Source organism: Alishewanella sp. HL-SH05 (assembly GCF_052655985.1).
This window is the reverse complement of the sequence record NZ_CP199753.1, coordinates 3019070-3036089: the sequence shown is the minus strand read 5'-3', so window position 1 is coordinate 3036089 and position 17020 is coordinate 3019070. Positions and strand designations below refer to the sequence as shown.

Below are 17020 nucleotides of genomic sequence, written 5' to 3'. Positions count from 1 at the left end.
TAATGAGATTAAGCTACGTTGTTCTATTTCGAAAAGCAATATCTGTGCCTTTTATTCAAATTAGGAAAGATCATGGCAAAAACAAAAACCGCCTACGTATGTAATGAATGTGGTGCCGATTTTATGCGCTGGCAAGGTCAGTGTTCTGAATGCTCGGCTTGGAACTGTATTACTGAAGTAAGACTAGGAGCCGTAAAAACGAAAAATACTCGGCTGGATGGTTATGCCGGTACCACAGTCGCTAAAGTGATGCGGCTTGATGAAGTCGATCTGCAAGAAGTACCACGCTTTAGTACTGGCTTTGTTGAGTTTGACCGCGTGTTAGGCGGCGGTATTGTGCCGGGCTCTGCTATTTTAATCGGTGGGCATCCAGGTGCTGGTAAAAGTACCTTATTACTTCAAATGATGTGTGGCTTAGCTGAACAGGGGGGAGCCTTGTACGTCACGGGGGAAGAATCTTTACAGCAAGTGGCGATGCGCGCTCAGCGCTTAGGTTTACCAATGGGCACGTTAAAAATGCTGGCAGAGACCAATGTCGAAACGATTTGCCAATTAGCGCAGCAAGAAAAGCCCCGCATTATGGTTATCGACTCCATCCAAGTGATGCATTTAGCTGATGTGCAATCGGCCCCAGGAAGTGTGTCGCAGGTTCGAGAAAGTGCGGCCTTTTTAACACGCTTTGCCAAGCAGTATCACATCGCCATTATTATGGTGGGCCATGTCACAAAAGATGGCTCGCTGGCTGGCCCTAAGGTACTTGAGCATTGTATTGACTGCTCGGTGATGCTTGATGGCGATACCGATAGCCGCTATCGCACTATGCGTGGCCATAAAAATCGTTTTGGCCCGGTAAATGAGCTCGGCGTCTTTGCTATGACCGGTCAGGGCATGAAAGAAGTGAAAAATCCTTCGGCTATTTTTTTAACGCGTGGTAAAGAAGATCAATCTGGCAGTATTGTGATGGTGCTTTGGGAAGGAACGCGGCCATTATTAGTCGAGATCCAAGGGTTAGTCGATTATTCACCGCTGAATAATCCAAGACGCGTGACTTTGGGTATGGAGCAAAACCGTATTTCTATGTTATTGGCCGTTATGCATCGCCACGGTGGTTTGCAAATGGCCGATCAAGATGTGTTTGTCAATGTCGTCGGCGGCGTTAAGGTCAACGAAACGAGTGCTGATTTAGCGACCTTGCTGGCCTTGGTATCGAGTTTTCGTGATAAACCCTTGCCCAATGATTTGGTCGTATTCGGTGAAGTCGGCTTGGCGGGTGAAATTAGGCCGGTACCGAGTGGGCAAGAACGTTTACGTGAAGCGGCAAAACATGGTTTTCGTCGCGCTATTGTGCCGATAGCGAATGCGCCCAAAGAGCCGATTGAGGGTATGCAGGTCATCGGTGTGAGTAAGTTAGCAGAAGCGTTAGAAGCGATTTAGCCCATCGGTAGGGGCATAAAAAACACCTCCGTCGTAGCGGAGGTGTTAATGTCTTGAGATTTCAGTTATTTGATGCTGCTATTTTGCGGGAAGTTAAGGCGTAATACTTGTTCTGCATCTTGCTTTAACTTATCTAAACCCAAGCGGCCATAGCTTTCTACCATAATTTCGAGAGCTTGTTCTACTTGTGGTACATCACGGTAAAACTCTAGCACATATTTACCACGGTTCGCTGCAGCGAGATAAGCACCACGGCGCATGTAGTAATCGGCAACGATTAATTCATGCTGGGCCAATTTGTTTTTAATCACCAACATGCGGTTACGCGCTTCATCGGCATATTTGCTGTTTGGAAAGCTATTTAATAAAATTTTAAAATCATCAAACGCTTGACGGGTGCTGCTTAAATCACGGTCGGCGCGCTCTATATCAAAAAACTCTTGAAACGCATTTTCATCGGCTTTTAAGTTGGTCAGGCCCCGCATGTAATAGACATAATCTAAATCAGGCTGGTTGGGGTTTAACCGAATAAAGCGGTCAATGCTGGCTAACGCTTGTGGAATATCGCCAGCTTGATGATGGGCATAAATTAAGTCGAGTTGTACTTGTTTAGCTAATGGGCCGAACGGATAGCGACTCTCTACCCCTTTGAGTAATTCAATGGCTCGGTTATAAAGGCCTGCATCCAAGACTTCTTTGGCTTGTTGATACATGCCTTGAGCCGTTTGTGTGGCAGTCATTTGCTGTGGTTTGGGTTTGCCAGCACAGGCCGTTAGGGCGATTGACATCAAAACTATCAGTATAAATTTCAATTTCATGTAAAAATCCGTTACTACTTAAGCTAAATGGCTGTCTAGTCCAGCGTAAAATCGTTAAAATAGGCGCTAATGCGATTCTACCCCAGATATCGAGGGGTTGCACACAGGATAACTGCTTCCGTCATGACAAAACAGATAAAACTTTCACAAATCGTTCCTGACCATCTTTTTGGTAAACGCTTAGATCAGGTTTTAGCCGAAATGTTCCCTGATTATTCACGTTCACGTATAAAAGAGTGGATTTTGGCTGATGCTGTGCAAGTTGAACAGCAACTTTGCAATACGCCAAGACAGAAGATGTTCGGAGGTGAGCAGATTGATATTACAGCCGATTTGCCTGAAGACGAACGCTTTTTGGCCGAGCCCATTGCTTTAGATGTGGTTTTTGAAGATGAACATATTTTAGTAATCAATAAACCTGCGGGTTTAGTGGTTCACCCTGGTGCTGGTAATGCGGATGGCACTTTATTAAATGCTTTATTGCATCATTGCCCAGGTATTGGTGAAGTGCCGCGCGCAGGCATTGTGCATCGCCTTGATAAAGACACCACTGGTTTAATGGTGGTTGCCAAGACCATTCCGGCACAAACGCATTTAGTTGAAGCCATGCAAGCACGTGAAATTACCCGTGAATATGAAGCGGTTTGTTACGGTGCCATGACCGGAGGTGGCTCGGTTAATCGTCCTATTGGCCGGCATCCAACCAAAAGAACTTTGATGGCGGTGCTTGAAAGCGGTAAGCCTGCTGTCACACATTACCGGGTAATGGAGAAGTATCGTGCTCATACCAGGTTACGTCTGCGCTTAGAAACCGGCAGAACGCATCAAATTCGTGTGCATATGACGTTTATCAGTCATCCTTTAGTGGGCGATCCGGTGTATGGGGGGCGGCCACGTCCCCCGCGTCAGGCAGCTGAAAGCTTATTGGTGTTTATGCGTAATTTCCGCCGCCAGGCGTTGCATGCGATCATGCTTAAACTGGCACATCCCATCACCGGTCAAATTTTGGAATGGCATGCGCCTTTACCGGATGACATGGTGCAACTGAATGCCGCTTTACGTGCTGATACCGCTCAGCATGGCTTGGATTTTGTGTAATGCGCAATGTAAGCATTAAATGTCAATGACGCCTTTGTTACTTAAACCAACATGGCCTGCACCTTCTAATGTGCAGGCGGTTAGCTCAACTCGCTTCGGTGGTTATTCGCAGGGTGTGTTTCAGGGGTTAAATTTAGGCTTACATGTTGGGGACGATGCGGCTACGGTTGCTCGAAACCGCTCGTTGTTTCAACAGCAAGCGGCTATGCCCGTAGAGCCTTGTTGGCTTGATCAGGTTCATAGCAATAAAGTATGGCACTTGACCGAGAGCACTGCCGTGCTAAATGCGGCATTGCCTCAAGCCGATGCAGCGTTTAGCCAGCAAGCTGGGCAAGTTTGTGTCGTCATGACAGCAGATTGCTTGCCGTTATTAGTATGCAATAACGCAGGTTCTGAGGTGGCCGCCATTCATGCGGGCTGGCGCGGTTTAGCGTCGGGCGTGATTGAGCATACCTTACAACAGTTTCAGGCAAAGCCTAGTGAGCTACTGGTGTGGTTAGGCCCTGCCATTGGCCCCAAGCACTTTGAAGTGGGTGCTGAGGTGCGCCAAGCCTTTGTACAGCAAAATGTGCTGGCCGCTAGCGCTTTTAAACCCTTAGGCAAAGAAAAATATCTGGCTGACTTATATTTGCTGGCACGACTGCGGCTGCAGGCTTATGGTGTCTCTGCTATTTTTGGTGGCAACTATTGCACTTATCACGACACTGCGCAGTTCTATTCATACCGTCGTGATGGCCAAACGGGTCGAATGGCCAGTGCCATTTGGCTCAGTCATTCATCATAAAACTGATCGAAGTCAATTTTTTGACGTTTATTGCTTGAAAATTCCACAATCTAGCCCAATCTTAATTTGCAGCAACCCATACTTATGCCTGCAGGAGCTAGACCATGCGCTTAGATAAATTTACCAGTAAATTCCAAGAAGCTATCGCTGATGCCCAATCGTTAGCGGTCGGGCGCGATCAACAATTTATTGAACCCGTGCACATTATGTTTGCTCTTCTCAACCAAGAAGGCGGCACGGTGCGAGAGTTGTTGAATAAACTGGCGATTAACTTTAATGAACTCCGCTCAAAAGTAAGTCAAAGTATTGAGCGATTACCTCGCGTGGAAGGTGATGCCAGTAATTTGCAGTTGGCCAGTACCACCGCGCAGTTATTACAACAATGCGATAAATTGGCGCAGCAACGCAAAGATCAGTTTATTTCCAGTGAGTTATTTGTGTTAGCCGCCACCGAAGATAAGTCTGAGTTGGGGCGTATTTTAAAATTACTCGGTGTCACCAAAGACAACGTGGTATCGGCTATTGAACAAATCCGCGGTGGCCAAAAAGTTGAAGATGCTAACGCTGAAGATACTCGTCAAGCGTTAACTAAATATACGGTAGATTTAACAGCGCGAGCCGAAGCCGGCAAATTAGATCCGGTAATTGGCCGTGATGAAGAAATCCGTCGGTGTATTCAAGTATTACAGCGTCGCACCAAGAATAACCCTGTGTTAATTGGTGAGCCGGGCGTGGGTAAAACCGCCATTGTTGAAGGGCTGGCGCAGCGTATTATCAATAAAGAAGTACCGGAAGGGCTTAAAGATAAGCGCGTATTGTCTTTGGATATGGGCTCTTTATTAGCGGGTGCGAAATACCGTGGCGAATTTGAAGAGCGTTTAAAAGCCGTATTGGCTGATGTGTCGAAAGAAGAAGGCCAGATCATATTATTTATTGATGAAATTCATACCATGGTTGGCGCCGGTAAAGCCGATGGTGCAATGGATGCGGGTAATATGTTAAAGCCTGCGTTAGCGCGTGGTGAATTACATTGTCTTGGCGCAACCACCTTAGATGAATACCGTAAATATATTGAGAAAGATGCCGCTTTAGAGCGTCGTTTCCAAAAGGTTCTGGTGGATGAGCCGTCAGTGGAAGATACCATCGCTATCTTACGTGGTTTAAAAGAGCGTTATGAATTGCACCATGCGGTAGAGATTACCGATCCAGCGATTGTCGCCGCGGCGACCTTATCACATCGTTATGTGAGTGATCGGCAACTTCCCGATAAAGCTATCGACTTGATCGACGAAGCCGCATCAAGCATCCGTATGCAGATGGACTCAAAGCCAGAAGAGTTAGATCGGTTAGAGCGGCGTATTATTCAATTAAAACTCGAAGATAATGCTTTAGCCAAAGAAACCGATGAGGCCAGTAAAAAACGTCGGGAATCTATTCAAGAGCAAATTCGAGAATTAGACATCAGCTACAAGGAGTTAGATGAGATCTGGGTGTCTGAAAAAGCCGCATTGCAAGGTACACAGCATATCAAATCAGAGTTGGAGCAGGCGCGCTTAGACCTAGAAGTTGCTCGTCGTGCCAGTGATTTGCAGCGGATGTCAGAGCTGCAATATGGTCGCATCCCTGAACTTGAGAAAAAACTGGATCTCGCATCGCAAGCCGAAATGCAAGAAATGACCTTGTTGCGAAATCGGGTAACCGAGCATGAAATTGCCGATGTATTATCAAAAGCAACGGGGATCCCGGTAAGTAAAATGCTGGAAGGCGAGCGCGACAAACTGCTGCAAATGGAAAGCGCCTTACATCAAAGTGTTGTGGGGCAGCATGAAGCGATAGCGGCTGTCGCCAATGCTATTCGCCGTTCACGAGCCGGTTTGTCGGATCCGAATAAACCGATTGGCTCTTTCTTATTTTTAGGCCCGACAGGGGTCGGTAAAACGGAATTAACAAAATCTCTTGCACGTTTTTTATTCGACAGTCCCGATGCGATGGTACGTATCGACATGTCTGAATTTATGGAAAAACATGCGGTATCACGTTTAGTGGGTGCACCGCCAGGGTATGTCGGTTATGAAGAGGGCGGCTATTTAACCGAGGCGGTAAGGCGTAAACCCTATTCGGTTATTTTGCTTGATGAAGTTGAGAAAGCCCATCCCGATGTGTTTAATATTCTATTGCAGGTGTTAGATGACGGCCGTTTAACCGATGGGCAGGGCCGCACTGTCGACTTTAAAAATACGGTCATTATCATGACTTCAAACTTGGGTTCTGATCTTATTCAAGAACACCATAAAGAATACAGTTATGAACAGATGAAAGAAATGTTGATGGGCGTGTTGGCAAAACAATTTCGGCCAGAGTTTTTAAATCGACTGGATGAAGCTGTGGTGTTTCACCCTCTAGATAATAAACAAATTCAACAAATTGCTAAAATTCAGTTGGATCGTTTGGCTGAACGTTTGCAGCAACGCGACTATCTGCTAGAGGTTAGCGAAGCTGCGTTACAAAAATTGGCTGAAGTGGGTTTTGATCCTCTGTTTGGTGCACGGCCATTGAAACGTGCTATTCAGCAACATTTGGAGAATCGTCTAGCTCAAGCGTTACTGCAAGGTGATTTTTTACCGGGTTGCACCGTGGTTATTGACCATAACGGGGAAACTTTTACCATGCATAGCCATCGCTAGAATGCAGCATAACCCCTGTATCATATCGAACAAGGGTTAGTATGATTAAGGCGTTGGGGCACAACGCCTTTTTATTTCAAAATTGACGAGCATTGTTTGTTGCTCGCGTTCCATTTCTGTTAGTAAACGAAGTTCGTTTTTGTTTGCATCCTGAGTGAACAACTCTTGGCCACTGCGCAATAACAGTAATTGTTCTTGTGCCTTTTGACAAAGCATAGGATCAAGTTCTGAACTCACTGGGTTACCCTGTGAGTCTCGCACCGACGTACGTGAGGCGGCATTAGTACGAACGGTGACCAACTGGTAATTGCCTTCACGTGGTGGTTGCTGACCAAAATGTGTTACACCTCGAGCGTCTTGCCAGCTATAAACCGTTTGTGCCATTGCTGTATTACTAGTCAAACTGACCAGAAACATAAAAATAAGACTCGCTTTTGCCATGGTTCTATCCATGTTATGTTATGTCCCTTATAATCAGTATATTCTCTTTTTCAGAAGTTGCCCTATGACAGATCTAAAAAACAATGAACATGGCCCGCGCAAAGGGATCTATTTATTACCTAACCTGCTTACAACTGCAGGATTGTTCTCTGGTTTCTTTGCCATCGTATCATCAATGAATGGCAGATTTGAAGCGGCAGCGGTCGCTATTTTCATCGCTATGGTTTTTGATGGCTTAGATGGACGAGTTGCACGCCTAACCAATACTCAAAGTGAGTTCGGTGCGCAGTACGATAGTATGTCTGATTTACTGGCGTTTGGTGTCGCTCCAGCTTTAGTAGCCTACAACTGGGCGTTAGCTGATTTAGGTAAGTTTGGTTGGCTTGCGGCCTTTATTTACGTAGCTTGTGCTGCATTACGTTTGGCGCGATTTAATGCCAACTTAGGCGTGACCGATGGTCGTTTCTTCCAAGGTTTAGCCAGCCCCGCTGCTGCTGCGTTAGTCGCCGGCATGGTATGGAATGGTGCAACCTATGAAATTGATGGTGATAAATTTGGCTATGTTGTCGGCCTCATTACCATCGCTTGCGGTTTTCTTATGGTGAGTAATTTCCGCTTTAATTCGTTTAAAAACCTAAATTGGCGTGATCGCGTTTCGTTTTTAACCATATTGTTAGTGGTTGTCATCTTTGTCGTGATTGCGGCTAAACCAGCACAAATGTTGTTTTTGATTTTCTTGGTCTATGCCTGTTCAGGCCCTATAACCACCTTTAGAAGTGTGCGCAAATTAAAATTAGAGCACGTAGTAGGTGACTCTGATGACGCTGACTTTTTAGATGAACAAAAAACCAACAGCGAACCAACCAGCACTGAGCAGAAAAAGCCAGAATAAGTATGTCGAAACATTTTAGGGCAATGATGAGTTTCGTTGTTCTTTATTTAGCAAGGCATGGTTGAGTTTTAATCCATATCCCCCAAAATCTGGGGGATATTTAGTTTAATAAGGATTTACTTTGGCTTCTAGTATTACACAACGCTTAAACGCACTTAAAGAAAACGGCCATTTGGCCTCTATTGTCGGTATCAAGCGTGGTATTGAACGTGAGTGTTTACGTGTTAATGAAGATGGCTCTCTATCACAAAGCCCACATCCTGCAGCCTTAGGTTCAGCCTTAACGCATCCTTGGATCACTACCGACTTCTCTGAGTCGTTGCTAGAGTTTATTACCCCAGCACAAGCCGATATCGATGTTACCTTGCAACAATTAGCGGATATTCATCGTTTTACCATGCGTCAATTAGGCTCCGAGCGGATTTGGCCAGCCAGTATGCCTTGCTATATCGCTGAACAAGATCAAATTCCTTTGGCCTATTATGGCGAATCTAATGTCGGTCGTATGAAAACCTTATATCGACAAGGTTTAAAAAATCGCTATGGCAGCATGATGCAAGCGATCAGCGGTGTGCATTTCAACTTCTCTTTACCACAGAGCTTTTGGCAAGCGTATCAAGCCTTAGAAGGTGATAACACGCCTAGTCAGGATTTTATCTCTGAACAATATCTCGCGTTAATACGCAACTACAAGCGTTATGCTTGGCTCATAGTGTATTTATTTGGCGCGTCTCCGGCACTGTGCAAATCGTTTTTAGAAGATCGGCAATCGCGTTATGCGTTTCAGCCTTTAGGTAAAGGCAGTTTGTACTTACCTTATGCGACTTCGTTGCGCATGAGTGATCTGGGGTATACCAATAGTGCACAATCGAGCTTAAATATTACTTATAACAATTTGCCTGAATACATTAGCGGTTTGCATGCCGCGGTAAGCCAACCTTCAACGGAATATCAAAATATTGGCGTGAAAGTGGCAGGCGAATATCAGCAATTAAATGCCAATGTGCTGCAAATCGAAAACGAGTTTTACTCGACAATCCGGCCAAAACGAACCACGGAGTCGGGTGAGCGACCTACCTGTGCACTCGCTAAACGCGGTGTTGAATATATTGAAGTGCGTGCGTTAGATGTTAACCCCTTCAGTGCGGTGGGTATTTCCGCAGAGCAAATGCATTTTCTCGATGTGTTCTTGGTGTATTGCTTGTTAGAAGATAGCCCAGCGCTATCGGCAGCAGAGCAAACGGTTACAGAGCAAAACTTGAAAAAAGTGGTCACGGACGGTCGTCGTTTCAACTTAGAATTATTACAAGAGGGTCAACCTCGCTTAATGCAAGATTGGGCCGAGCAGCTTTTTGCAGATATGATGCCGATTGCCGCCTGGTTAGATGAAGCCTATCAGACCGATCGTTATCAAGGAGCTTTGCGTCATTACTACCTGTCGTTATTGGATCCCGCACAAACCTTTTCTGGCAAAGTGCTGAATCATTTAATTAGTCAGCGCAAAGATAATGGCCGCTATATGTTGGAATTAGCCGAGCAATATCGCCAGCAACTCATCAGCGAGCCATATCAACAATACAGTGAGGCGCAGTTTACCGCCGCCAGCAGTGATTCATTGCAACGTCAAGCTGATATTGAAGCCGCAGATGACATCAGTTTTGCTGAGTATATTCAGCAATATTTTGCAGAAGTACCGGCTTGTGAGCAAGACCATTAACAGTTTCGTTGTCACGCTGAGTTTAATTGCAGGGCAAAAAAAACGGCTACCAAAAGTAGCCGTGAAGGAGAATCCAGGGAAAACAAAAACTTGGTTGAATCCATTCATACTGTTAGAATCAAACCGATGCCGATAGTTCAAAAATATTCAAAAAAAATAAGCTGCTGATGTTACTCAGTTTAGCGATGATAATTTCGGGGTGCGCTACGCCGCCACCGCGCGATCAATCTAATATCTGTGAAATTTTTGGCGAACATCGTGACTGGTATCAGGCAACCGCCAAAGCCAGCGATAAGTGGGGTATGCCTATCGCAGTGCCCATCAGTTTTATGTATCAAGAAAGCCGCTTTAAACACAATGCCAAGCCGCCAATGCGTTATTTCCTCGGCTTTATCCCTTATGGGCGAGGCAGTTCAGCTTATGGTTACTCACAAGCCAAAAGCGATACTTGGGACGACTATTTAAAGGACACCGGCCGGTATTTTGCCAGTCGTAGTGATTTTGATGACGCTGTGGATTTTATTGGTTGGTATATTGATAAAACGCATCGGGTTAACAAAGTAGCGAAGCAAGACGCCTATGCCTTGTATTTAAATTACCATGAAGGCTGGGGTGGGTTTCGTCGCGGTACCTATCGCAGTAAAGCCTGGTTGCAAAATACAGCCCGCCAAGTCGAGCAGAGAGCTAATATCTATCATTTGCAGCTTCAAGGCTGTGAAAAGGATTTAAAGCGAGGCTGGCTTAGCCGTTGGCTATTTGGTTAAGCCATAATTGCAATATGGCTTGGTTTAACGCTGAAGCAGCAATCTGACTGTTTTTATCATATTGTCATGCACATCAATAATCTCTATCGGATAACCCGCCAGTTTAACACTTAAACTGCCTTGCGGAATTTCCTCAAGGTACTCTAATAACAAGCCGTTTAAGGTTTTAGGACCGTCAGTGGGGAATTCTAACTGCATCTGTCTGTTAAGATCGCGTAAGTTTATAGTGCCGTCAATTAAATAAGAACCGTCAGGTTGTTTCACTATTTCTTCGTGGCTATCTTCAACCACATCGGTAGTAAATTCACCAACGACTTCTTCCAATATATCTTCAAGTGTCACTAATCCTTGGATGTCGCCATATTCATCAACCACTAATCCGATACGCTCTTTGGTACTTTGAAATTTTAATAGCTGAGTATTCAGTGCTGTACCTTCTGGTATATAGTAAATTTCATGTACTGAGCGCAGTAAGGACGCTTTGTTTAATTGTTCTTTGAGTAGTAAACGCACCAAATCGCGTGGGTGAATAAAACCTAGCGCATCATCAATGCTATCACGGTACAGCAGAAGGCGACTGTGTTGCGCATTTCCGAGCTGGCGCATGATGTCTTTCCAGTCGTCATTAAAGTCGATACCCAGGATCTCATTACGCGGCACCATAATATCTTCAACGGTGACATTTTCTAGATCTAACACACCCACTAACATGCTTTGGTGCTGCTCAGGAATTAACGCCCCCGCTTCATGCACTACAGTTCGTAACTCTTCTGCGCTTAAGCTATTACCACGATGCTTTTCTGGGCTAACGCCCATTAAGCTCAATAAACCGTTGGTGACTTTATTGAGCAAGAAAACAAACGGATAAAAAATCTTCAACAGTACGTTTAAAATAATCGAGGCAGGAAAAGCTACTCGCTCAGGATATAAGGCTGCCAGCGTTTTCGGTGTGACTTCAGCAAAAATCAACACCACGAGTGTTAACGCGACAGGGGCAATCGCTAGGCCCAAATCACCATAGAGTCGTTGTCCTATGAGTGTGGTAACGGTGGCTGCGGCAATGTTGACCAGGTTATTGCCAATCAGGATCAAGCCGATTAACCGATCAGGGCGTTTTAGCAGTTTGCTGACGCGTTTGGCGCCACTGTTATTTTCATTTTCGAGGTGTTTAAGGCGATAGGGGTTTACTGACATCATTCCGGTTTCAGAACCAGAGAAGAAAGCAGAGAGAACAAGCAATACACCCAAAATAATAAAGAGTGTGCTAGTCGAGATAGCGTCCAAGAATCAGTTACCTTTGTTGCCAAACATAATCAGGGTTTAACCGTTAACCTAACAAGACCTCTTTTACGAATCGGCTGCCAAAGTAAGCCAACGTCAGTAAAATAATGCCTGTGAGTGTAAGAGATATCGCCGTTTTGCCGCGCCAGCCTAAGCGTGCGTGCCCCCAGCACAATACCATAAAAACACCCAAGGCTAGCGAACTTAACAGAGTTTTGTGTTCAAGCCAATGTGTTGTAAACGGAATTCCGCTTATTAATGCTGCAGCCAACAACACTGTACCGGCAGCGAGCAGTCGAAATTGTAATTTTTCTGCTTGCATTAGAGGTGGAAGGTAGCGCGTTACACCGGAAAAATCTTTGTGTTTTAACTTATGGCTAATATAAGACACCTGAATAGAATACAACGAAGCCATCAATAAAGTAACATAGGCGATAAACGCCAATGCGATATGACTAATTAAACCTGGATTTAACTCATAATGCTGCAACTGCACGCTGGCCGGTAACAGCATGGTGACTAGTAACGTAACGGCCGTTAAGCCATAAACTAACGGCAGCAATAAAATGGCGGGTGTGCGAAGTGAGGTTAGCGTAACGGACAGCGATATCAACCAGCACATTAACGAGCTCACGTTTTGCAAACTGAAGTTTTGCCCCGCGCCAGTAAAAATGGCACCGGCTAGAGTGAGCATATGCAACACGATGGCCAGTGTTGCAGTGCTAAACACGAGCTTAAAGTTCGGGCCTGTTGGGTGGAACAAACGCGCCAGTATTGCAACGGTAGCAATCAGATATGCCAGCAGCGCCAGTCCAGGAAACATCATGGCCATTCAATTAACTCCTTTAAAGCATTATATTGGCTATTGTATGGGAAGTTTTTGCGAATGCCCAGCATCTCCCTTTGCTATGCGAACAAAAGATCTCAATGCTGACGTAGCGGTTGCTGTGCGCTATAATCGGCCCAATTCATGAATACGGGTAACTGTTATGTTCGAAAACCTGTCAGATCGTTTAAGTCGCACGCTTAAAAATATCAGTGGCCGCGGCCGTCTTACTGAAGACAATATTAAAGAAACCTTGCGCGAAGTGCGGATGGCGCTGTTAGAGGCCGATGTGGCTTTGCCCGTAGTACGCGATTTTATTAATCAAATTAAAGAGCGTTCGGTTGGTTTAGAAGTCAGCAAAAGCCTGACACCGGGTCAAGAGTTCCTGAAGATTGTGCGCAAGGCGCTTGAAGAAGCGATGGGTGAGGCGAATCAAGAGTTAGCCTTAAATACCCAACCGCCAGCGGTGATTTTAATGGCGGGCTTACAAGGTGCCGGTAAAACCACCTCCGTCGCCAAATTAGCCAAGTTTTTAACCGAGCGTAAAAAGAAAAAAGTTCTGGTGGTGTCGGCTGACGTGTATCGTCCTGCGGCAATCAAACAGTTAGAAACACTGGCTAAAGAGATTAACGTTGAGTTTTTCCCCAGTGACATTTCACAAGCACCGGTCAGCATTGTGAATGCGGCCATCACCCATGCAAAAACGCGCATGTTTGATGTGTTGTTAGTGGATACCGCCGGTCGTTTGCACGTCGATAGCGAGATGATGGATGAGATCAAAGCGTTACACGCTGCGGTCAAACCGATCGAAACCTTGTTTGTGGTAGATGCGATGACCGGCCAAGATGCCGCAAATACTGCAAAAGCCTTTAACGAAGCCTTGCCACTCACCGGTGTGATCCTAACCAAAGCGGATGGTGATGCGCGCGGTGGTGCGGCTTTATCGATCCGTCATATTACCGGTAAGCCCATTAAGTTTATCGGTATGGGTGAAAAAACCGATGCCTTAGAGCCTTTCCATCCTGATCGTATCGCCTCGCGCATTTTGGGTATGGGCGATATGCTCGGCCTCATCGAAGAGCTAGAGCAAAAAGTCGATAAAGAAAAATCGGCAAAAATGGCTCAAAAAATGATGAAAGGCAAAGGCTTTTCATTAGAAGATTTCCGTGAACAGTTAGTCCAAATGCGCAGCATGGGTGGCATGATGTCGTTAATGGATAAACTCCCGGGTATGAAAAACTTACCGGCGGGTGCCGCAGGGCAGCTAGATGAAAAACAATTTGTGCGAATGGAAGCTATTATTAATTCCATGACGCCAAAAGAGCGCGAGTTTCCGGATTTATTAAAAGGCTCGCGTAAAAAGCGCATTGCCGCCGGCTCGGGCACTGAAGTACAGGACATTAATAAGCTACTGAAACAATTTACCCAAATGCAGAAGATGATGAAGCAAATGTCGGGTAAAGGCGGTTTAATGAAGATGATGCGTGGTATGGGGGGCAAATTACCTCCGGGTATGTTACCGCCACGCTAACTCTGGCGTTACGGAGCGCTTGGCCATGAAATGCCTTGCATTCAAGCCAGAAATCCGTACAATGCAGCAGCCCTCCAGCCTGTCTGGGGGTTTTGTTATTTTTTAAAACCTGAACGATTAAAATTAGAGGACGGTATGGTAACTATTCGTTTACAACGTGGTGGCGCGAAAAAGCGTCCATTTTACCAAGTTGTGGTAGCGGACAGCCGTTTTGCTCGTGACGGCCGCTTTATTGAGCGCGTGGGTTTCTTTAACCCAATCGCAAGCGGTACTGAAGAGAAACTGCGTCTGGACCTGGATCGCGTTGACCACTGGGTAGCACAAGGTGCTTCATTAAGTGATCGCGTAACCAATCTGGTAAAAACAGCTAAGAAAGCAGTAGCTTAATTAGCAAAGCGTGTGGAGTTGTCACTGTTGAGTGAAAAAGATTTTGTTGTGCTTGGCAAATTTGGTGCCGTTTACGGTATCAATGGCTGGCTGAAAATTAACTCTTACACGGATATCCCGGAAGGGATTTTTGATTACACACCCTGGCAAGTTAAATTTCAGGGTAGCTGGCAGCCTGTGCAGATCAGTAGCTGGAAACGGCACAGTAACGGTTTAATTACCAAACTGACTGATGTTAATGATCGAGATCAAGCGCAGTTATACGTTAATGCCGATATCGCGGTTCCTGTTAATGCCTTACCGGCACTGGCAGACGGCGATTATTACTGGAAAGACCTAATGGGGCTGACCGTAATGAATGTGCAAGGCTATAACTTGGGCGAAGTGACTGACTTAATGGAAACCGGATCTAACGATGTGTTAGTGGTGAAAGCCAATCGGACCGATGCATTTGGCAAGAGTGAACGGTTAATTCCTTATCTTAACGATACTGTTGTAAAACAGGTAGACTTAACTGCAAAGCAAATGTTAGTAGACTGGAACCCCGCGTTTTAATGCAAGAACAACAAAGGTGGGTGGGCGTTGTCTCACTTTTTCCAGAAATGTTTCAGGCAATTACGCAATATGGGGTAACCGGCCGTGCGGTAAAGCAAGGGTTAATCACTTTAGATTGCTGGAATCCGCGGGATTTTACTACGGACAAGCATCGAACAGTGGATGACCGGCCTTATGGCGGTGGTCCAGGTATGCTAATGATGGTTCAGCCTTTAACCGAAGCTATTCGCGCCGCTAAACTGGCTGCTGGTGGTGAGGTGTACACGGTATATTTGTCACCGCAAGGTCGCAAGTTAGACCAACAAGGTGTGGCTGAATTAGCAAAACACTCGAAGTTACTATTAGTAGCTGGCCGCTACGAAGGAATTGACGAGCGCGTAATAGAAACCGAAATTGATGCTGAATGGTCAATTGGAGATTACGTATTAAGTGGGGGCGAGTTGCCTGCGATGGTGTTAATTGACGCCGTATCGCGTTTAGTACCTGGTGTACTAGGGCATGATTTATCGGCAGAGCAGGATTCGTTTGCAACTGGTCTGTTAGATTGTCCTCATTATACGCGCCCTGAGGTGTTAGCAGACAAACAGGTGCCGGCAGTTTTACTGAGCGGACACCACAATGAAATTAGACGCTGGCGTCTAAAGCAGGCTCTAGGTAGAACCTGGTTAAGACGGCCGGATATGTTAAATTCCCTGGCTCTGACTAAGGAGCAACGCAAGTTACTGGCTGAATTCCAACAGGAACACCAGGCGTTGCAGCTACAAGATAGTTAATTCCAGGTAAAGTGAGATTGTTATGAGCAAAATTAGCCAAAACATCATCAAACAACTTGAACAGGAACAGTTGAAACAAGACGTTCCAGCATTCGCTCCAGGTGACACTGTAGTGGTTCAAGTTAAAGTTAAAGAAGGCGACAAAAGCCGTCTGCAGGCTTACGAAGGCGTAGTTATCGCCAAGCGTAACCGTGGTCTGCATTCAGCCTTCACCGTCCGTAAAATTTCTAACGGCGAAGGTGTTGAGCGTGTATTCCAAACGCACAGCCCAATGATCGATAGCATCACCGTGAAACGTCGTGGTGCAGTTCGCCGTGCTAAGCTTTACTACTTACGCGATCGTTCAGGTAAATCAGCGCGTATCCGCGAAAAGCTTAACTAAGCAATTTGAGGCCGGCATTATGCCGGCTTTTTTATGTCTATTACTCACACTGCGCAACCGCCGATTAGTCAGCAAGCCCTACAACAGTTAGAACAAGAACTGGAAACCCTGTTGTCTCGTCGTTATGGTGAAATTACCGAGCAACAACTCTTAAGTCTGCTCAAGCTTAAATCTTTTAACCAAGTTGAAGATAGCCAACTTGCGTTATTTCAAGTGCATTTTGTGTTATACCATTTACTTTATCGTATCGCTGCGCGTTGGGCTGCCAATGAAACAGCACATATTGAAATTGGTTTAGCGCGGATTAAAATTTTGCCATGGCAAGACGCCTTACCGGCAACGCCTGACACGAAAGCGGCCTATTATGCCGAGTGGCAAAATTATTGGCGGATGACACCAATGGGGCTGACGGAGCGCTTAAATCAGTTTTGGCAGTTTTATCAACAGCGTTATCTTAGCCCACCAGACGTAAAACTGTCCGATGATGAAGCCTTGCGTTTATTAGCCCTACAATGGCCTTGCTCTCAAGTAGAGTTAAAAAAAGCCTTTCGCAAACAATCCTTAAAACATCATCCCGATCGCGGAGGTGATCAACAAGCCTTCGTCCGCATTACGCTTGCTTATAAAAAGCTGTTGACCCGCTTCTAACGCTA

At 45.6% G+C, this 17020-nt stretch carries 17 protein-coding genes; 13 read left to right on the top strand and 4 right to left on the bottom strand.

The annotated features are described in order from the left end of the window. Positions 1-72: 72 nt before the first annotated feature. Positions 73-1434: a DNA repair protein RadA gene (gene radA / locus ACUJFL_RS13925; RefSeq protein WP_306178846.1), complete on the top strand. Its 1362-nt coding sequence runs from the start codon at positions 73-75 to the stop codon at positions 1432-1434. A 65-nt stretch (positions 1435-1499) separates the two neighbouring features. Here the strand turns inward: radA and ACUJFL_RS13920 are convergent, their stop codons facing one another. After that, complete coding sequence (locus ACUJFL_RS13920; RefSeq protein ID WP_226752006.1) at positions 1500-2252, bottom strand: outer membrane protein assembly factor BamD; 753 nt, start codon at positions 2250-2252, stop codon at positions 1500-1502. 123 nt (positions 2253-2375) lie between these two features. On the opposite strand from ACUJFL_RS13920, the gene rluD reads away from it, so the two are divergent. The 3 genes from rluD to clpB all read left to right on the top strand — a co-directional run bounded on the left by rluD (position 2376) and on the right by clpB (position 6818). Then, positions 2376-3350 (top strand): 23S rRNA pseudouridine(1911/1915/1917) synthase RluD, encoded by a 975-nt coding sequence (rluD, locus tag ACUJFL_RS13915; RefSeq protein ID WP_226752007.1) that lies wholly within the window; start codon positions 2376-2378, stop codon positions 3348-3350. 25 nt (positions 3351-3375) lie between these two features. Then, on the top strand, positions 3376-4134 hold the full coding sequence (pgeF, locus tag ACUJFL_RS13910) for a peptidoglycan editing factor PgeF (RefSeq protein ID WP_445429095.1): 759 nt from the start codon (positions 3376-3378) through the stop codon (positions 4132-4134). Between the two features lie 104 nt (positions 4135-4238). Further along, positions 4239-6818 (top strand): ATP-dependent chaperone ClpB, encoded by a 2580-nt coding sequence (gene clpB / locus ACUJFL_RS13905; RefSeq protein ID WP_306178844.1) that lies wholly within the window; start codon positions 4239-4241, stop codon positions 6816-6818. Positions 6819-6863: 45 nt separating this feature from the next. Here clpB and ACUJFL_RS13900 read toward each other — a convergent pair whose 3' ends face one another. Next, positions 6864-7259 (bottom strand): DUF4124 domain-containing protein, encoded by a 396-nt coding sequence (locus tag ACUJFL_RS13900; RefSeq protein WP_445427804.1) that lies wholly within the window; start codon positions 7257-7259, stop codon positions 6864-6866. A gap of 64 nt (positions 7260-7323) precedes the next feature. On the opposite strand from ACUJFL_RS13900, the gene pssA reads away from it, so the two are divergent. From pssA to ACUJFL_RS13885, 3 genes are all read left to right on the top strand, one after another. Then, positions 7324-8151 (top strand): CDP-diacylglycerol--serine O-phosphatidyltransferase, encoded by an 828-nt coding sequence (gene pssA / locus ACUJFL_RS13895; protein ID WP_229587928.1) that lies wholly within the window; start codon positions 7324-7326, stop codon positions 8149-8151. A gap of 121 nt (positions 8152-8272) precedes the next feature. Further along, positions 8273-9868: a glutamate--cysteine ligase gene (gshA, locus tag ACUJFL_RS13890; RefSeq protein WP_445427803.1), complete on the top strand. Its 1596-nt coding sequence runs from the start codon at positions 8273-8275 to the stop codon at positions 9866-9868. Between the two features lie 167 nt (positions 9869-10035). After that, entirely contained in the window at positions 10036-10632 is a 597-nt protein-coding gene (locus tag ACUJFL_RS13885; RefSeq protein ID WP_445427802.1) for a transglycosylase SLT domain-containing protein, read from the top strand. Positions 10633-10656: 24 nt separating this feature from the next. On the opposite strand, the gene ACUJFL_RS13880 is transcribed toward ACUJFL_RS13885, so the two are convergent. Both ACUJFL_RS13880 and ACUJFL_RS13875 read right to left on the bottom strand, forming a co-directional pair. Further along, positions 10657-11916: an HlyC/CorC family transporter gene (locus tag ACUJFL_RS13880; RefSeq protein ID WP_445427801.1), complete on the bottom strand. Its 1260-nt coding sequence runs from the start codon at positions 11914-11916 to the stop codon at positions 10657-10659. Positions 11917-11959: 43 nt separating this feature from the next. Further along, positions 11960-12745: a cytochrome C assembly family protein gene (locus ACUJFL_RS13875; protein ID WP_445427800.1), complete on the bottom strand. Its 786-nt coding sequence runs from the start codon at positions 12743-12745 to the stop codon at positions 11960-11962. 157 nt (positions 12746-12902) lie between these two features. Here ACUJFL_RS13875 and ffh point away from each other — a divergent pair, with 157 nt between their 5' ends. From ffh to ACUJFL_RS13845, 6 genes are all read left to right on the top strand, one after another. Next, on the top strand, positions 12903-14270 hold the full coding sequence (gene ffh / locus ACUJFL_RS13870; RefSeq protein ID WP_229587918.1) for a signal recognition particle protein: 1368 nt from the start codon (positions 12903-12905) through the stop codon (positions 14268-14270). 135 nt (positions 14271-14405) lie between these two features. After that, positions 14406-14657, top strand: coding sequence for a 30S ribosomal protein S16 (gene rpsP, locus ACUJFL_RS13865; protein ID WP_226752016.1), 252 nt, complete (start codon positions 14406-14408; stop codon positions 14655-14657). An 18-nt stretch (positions 14658-14675) separates the two neighbouring features. Then, positions 14676-15212 carry a ribosome maturation factor RimM gene (rimM, locus tag ACUJFL_RS13860; protein WP_445429094.1) on the top strand — a complete coding sequence of 179 codons (537 nt, stop codon included), beginning with the start codon at positions 14676-14678 and terminating at the stop codon, positions 15210-15212. Next, complete coding sequence (trmD, locus tag ACUJFL_RS13855) at positions 15212-15985, top strand: tRNA (guanosine(37)-N1)-methyltransferase TrmD (RefSeq protein ID WP_445427799.1); 774 nt, start codon at positions 15212-15214, stop codon at positions 15983-15985. Before rimM ends, trmD begins: the two co-directional genes overlap by 1 nt. 22 nt (positions 15986-16007) lie before the next feature. Continuing rightward, a complete protein-coding gene (gene rplS / locus ACUJFL_RS13850; protein ID WP_226752018.1) occupies positions 16008-16367 on the top strand; it encodes a 50S ribosomal protein L19 in 360 nt (119 codons plus the stop codon). 33 nt (positions 16368-16400) lie between these two features. Beyond that, positions 16401-17015, top strand: a complete 615-nt coding sequence (locus ACUJFL_RS13845) for a DNA-J related domain-containing protein (RefSeq protein WP_445427798.1) — start codon at positions 16401-16403, stop codon at positions 17013-17015. The last annotated feature ends 5 nt before the right edge of the window (positions 17016-17020 follow it).

What these genes read in the sequence shown, in the direction of transcription:
- radA (WP_306178846.1), top strand. Translation starts at nt 73, where the DNA reads ATGGCAAAAACAAAAACCGCCTACGTATGTAATGAATGTGGTGCCGAT.
- ACUJFL_RS13920 (WP_226752006.1), bottom strand. Translation starts at nt 2,252, where the DNA reads ATGAAATTGAAATTTATACTGATAGTTTTGATGTCAATCGCCCTAACG.
- rluD (WP_226752007.1), top strand. Translation starts at nt 2,376, where the DNA reads ATGACAAAACAGATAAAACTTTCACAAATCGTTCCTGACCATCTTTTT.
- pgeF (WP_445429095.1), top strand. Translation starts at nt 3,376, where the DNA reads ATGACGCCTTTGTTACTTAAACCAACATGGCCTGCACCTTCTAATGTG.
- clpB (WP_306178844.1), top strand. Translation starts at nt 4,239, where the DNA reads ATGCGCTTAGATAAATTTACCAGTAAATTCCAAGAAGCTATCGCTGAT.
- ACUJFL_RS13900 (WP_445427804.1), bottom strand. Translation starts at nt 7,259, where the DNA reads ATGGCAAAAGCGAGTCTTATTTTTATGTTTCTGGTCAGTTTGACTAGT.
- pssA (WP_229587928.1), top strand. Translation starts at nt 7,324, where the DNA reads ATGACAGATCTAAAAAACAATGAACATGGCCCGCGCAAAGGGATCTAT.
- ACUJFL_RS13885 (WP_445427802.1), top strand. Translation starts at nt 10,036, where the DNA reads ATGTTACTCAGTTTAGCGATGATAATTTCGGGGTGCGCTACGCCGCCA.
- ACUJFL_RS13875 (WP_445427800.1), bottom strand. Translation starts at nt 12,745, where the DNA reads ATGGCCATGATGTTTCCTGGACTGGCGCTGCTGGCATATCTGATTGCT.
- ffh (WP_229587918.1), top strand. Translation starts at nt 12,903, where the DNA reads ATGTTCGAAAACCTGTCAGATCGTTTAAGTCGCACGCTTAAAAATATC.
- rpsP (WP_226752016.1), top strand. Translation starts at nt 14,406, where the DNA reads ATGGTAACTATTCGTTTACAACGTGGTGGCGCGAAAAAGCGTCCATTT.
- trmD (WP_445427799.1), top strand. Translation starts at nt 15,212, where the DNA reads ATGCAAGAACAACAAAGGTGGGTGGGCGTTGTCTCACTTTTTCCAGAA.
- rplS (WP_226752018.1), top strand. Translation starts at nt 16,008, where the DNA reads ATGAGCAAAATTAGCCAAAACATCATCAAACAACTTGAACAGGAACAG.
- ACUJFL_RS13845 (WP_445427798.1), top strand. Translation starts at nt 16,401, where the DNA reads ATGTCTATTACTCACACTGCGCAACCGCCGATTAGTCAGCAAGCCCTA.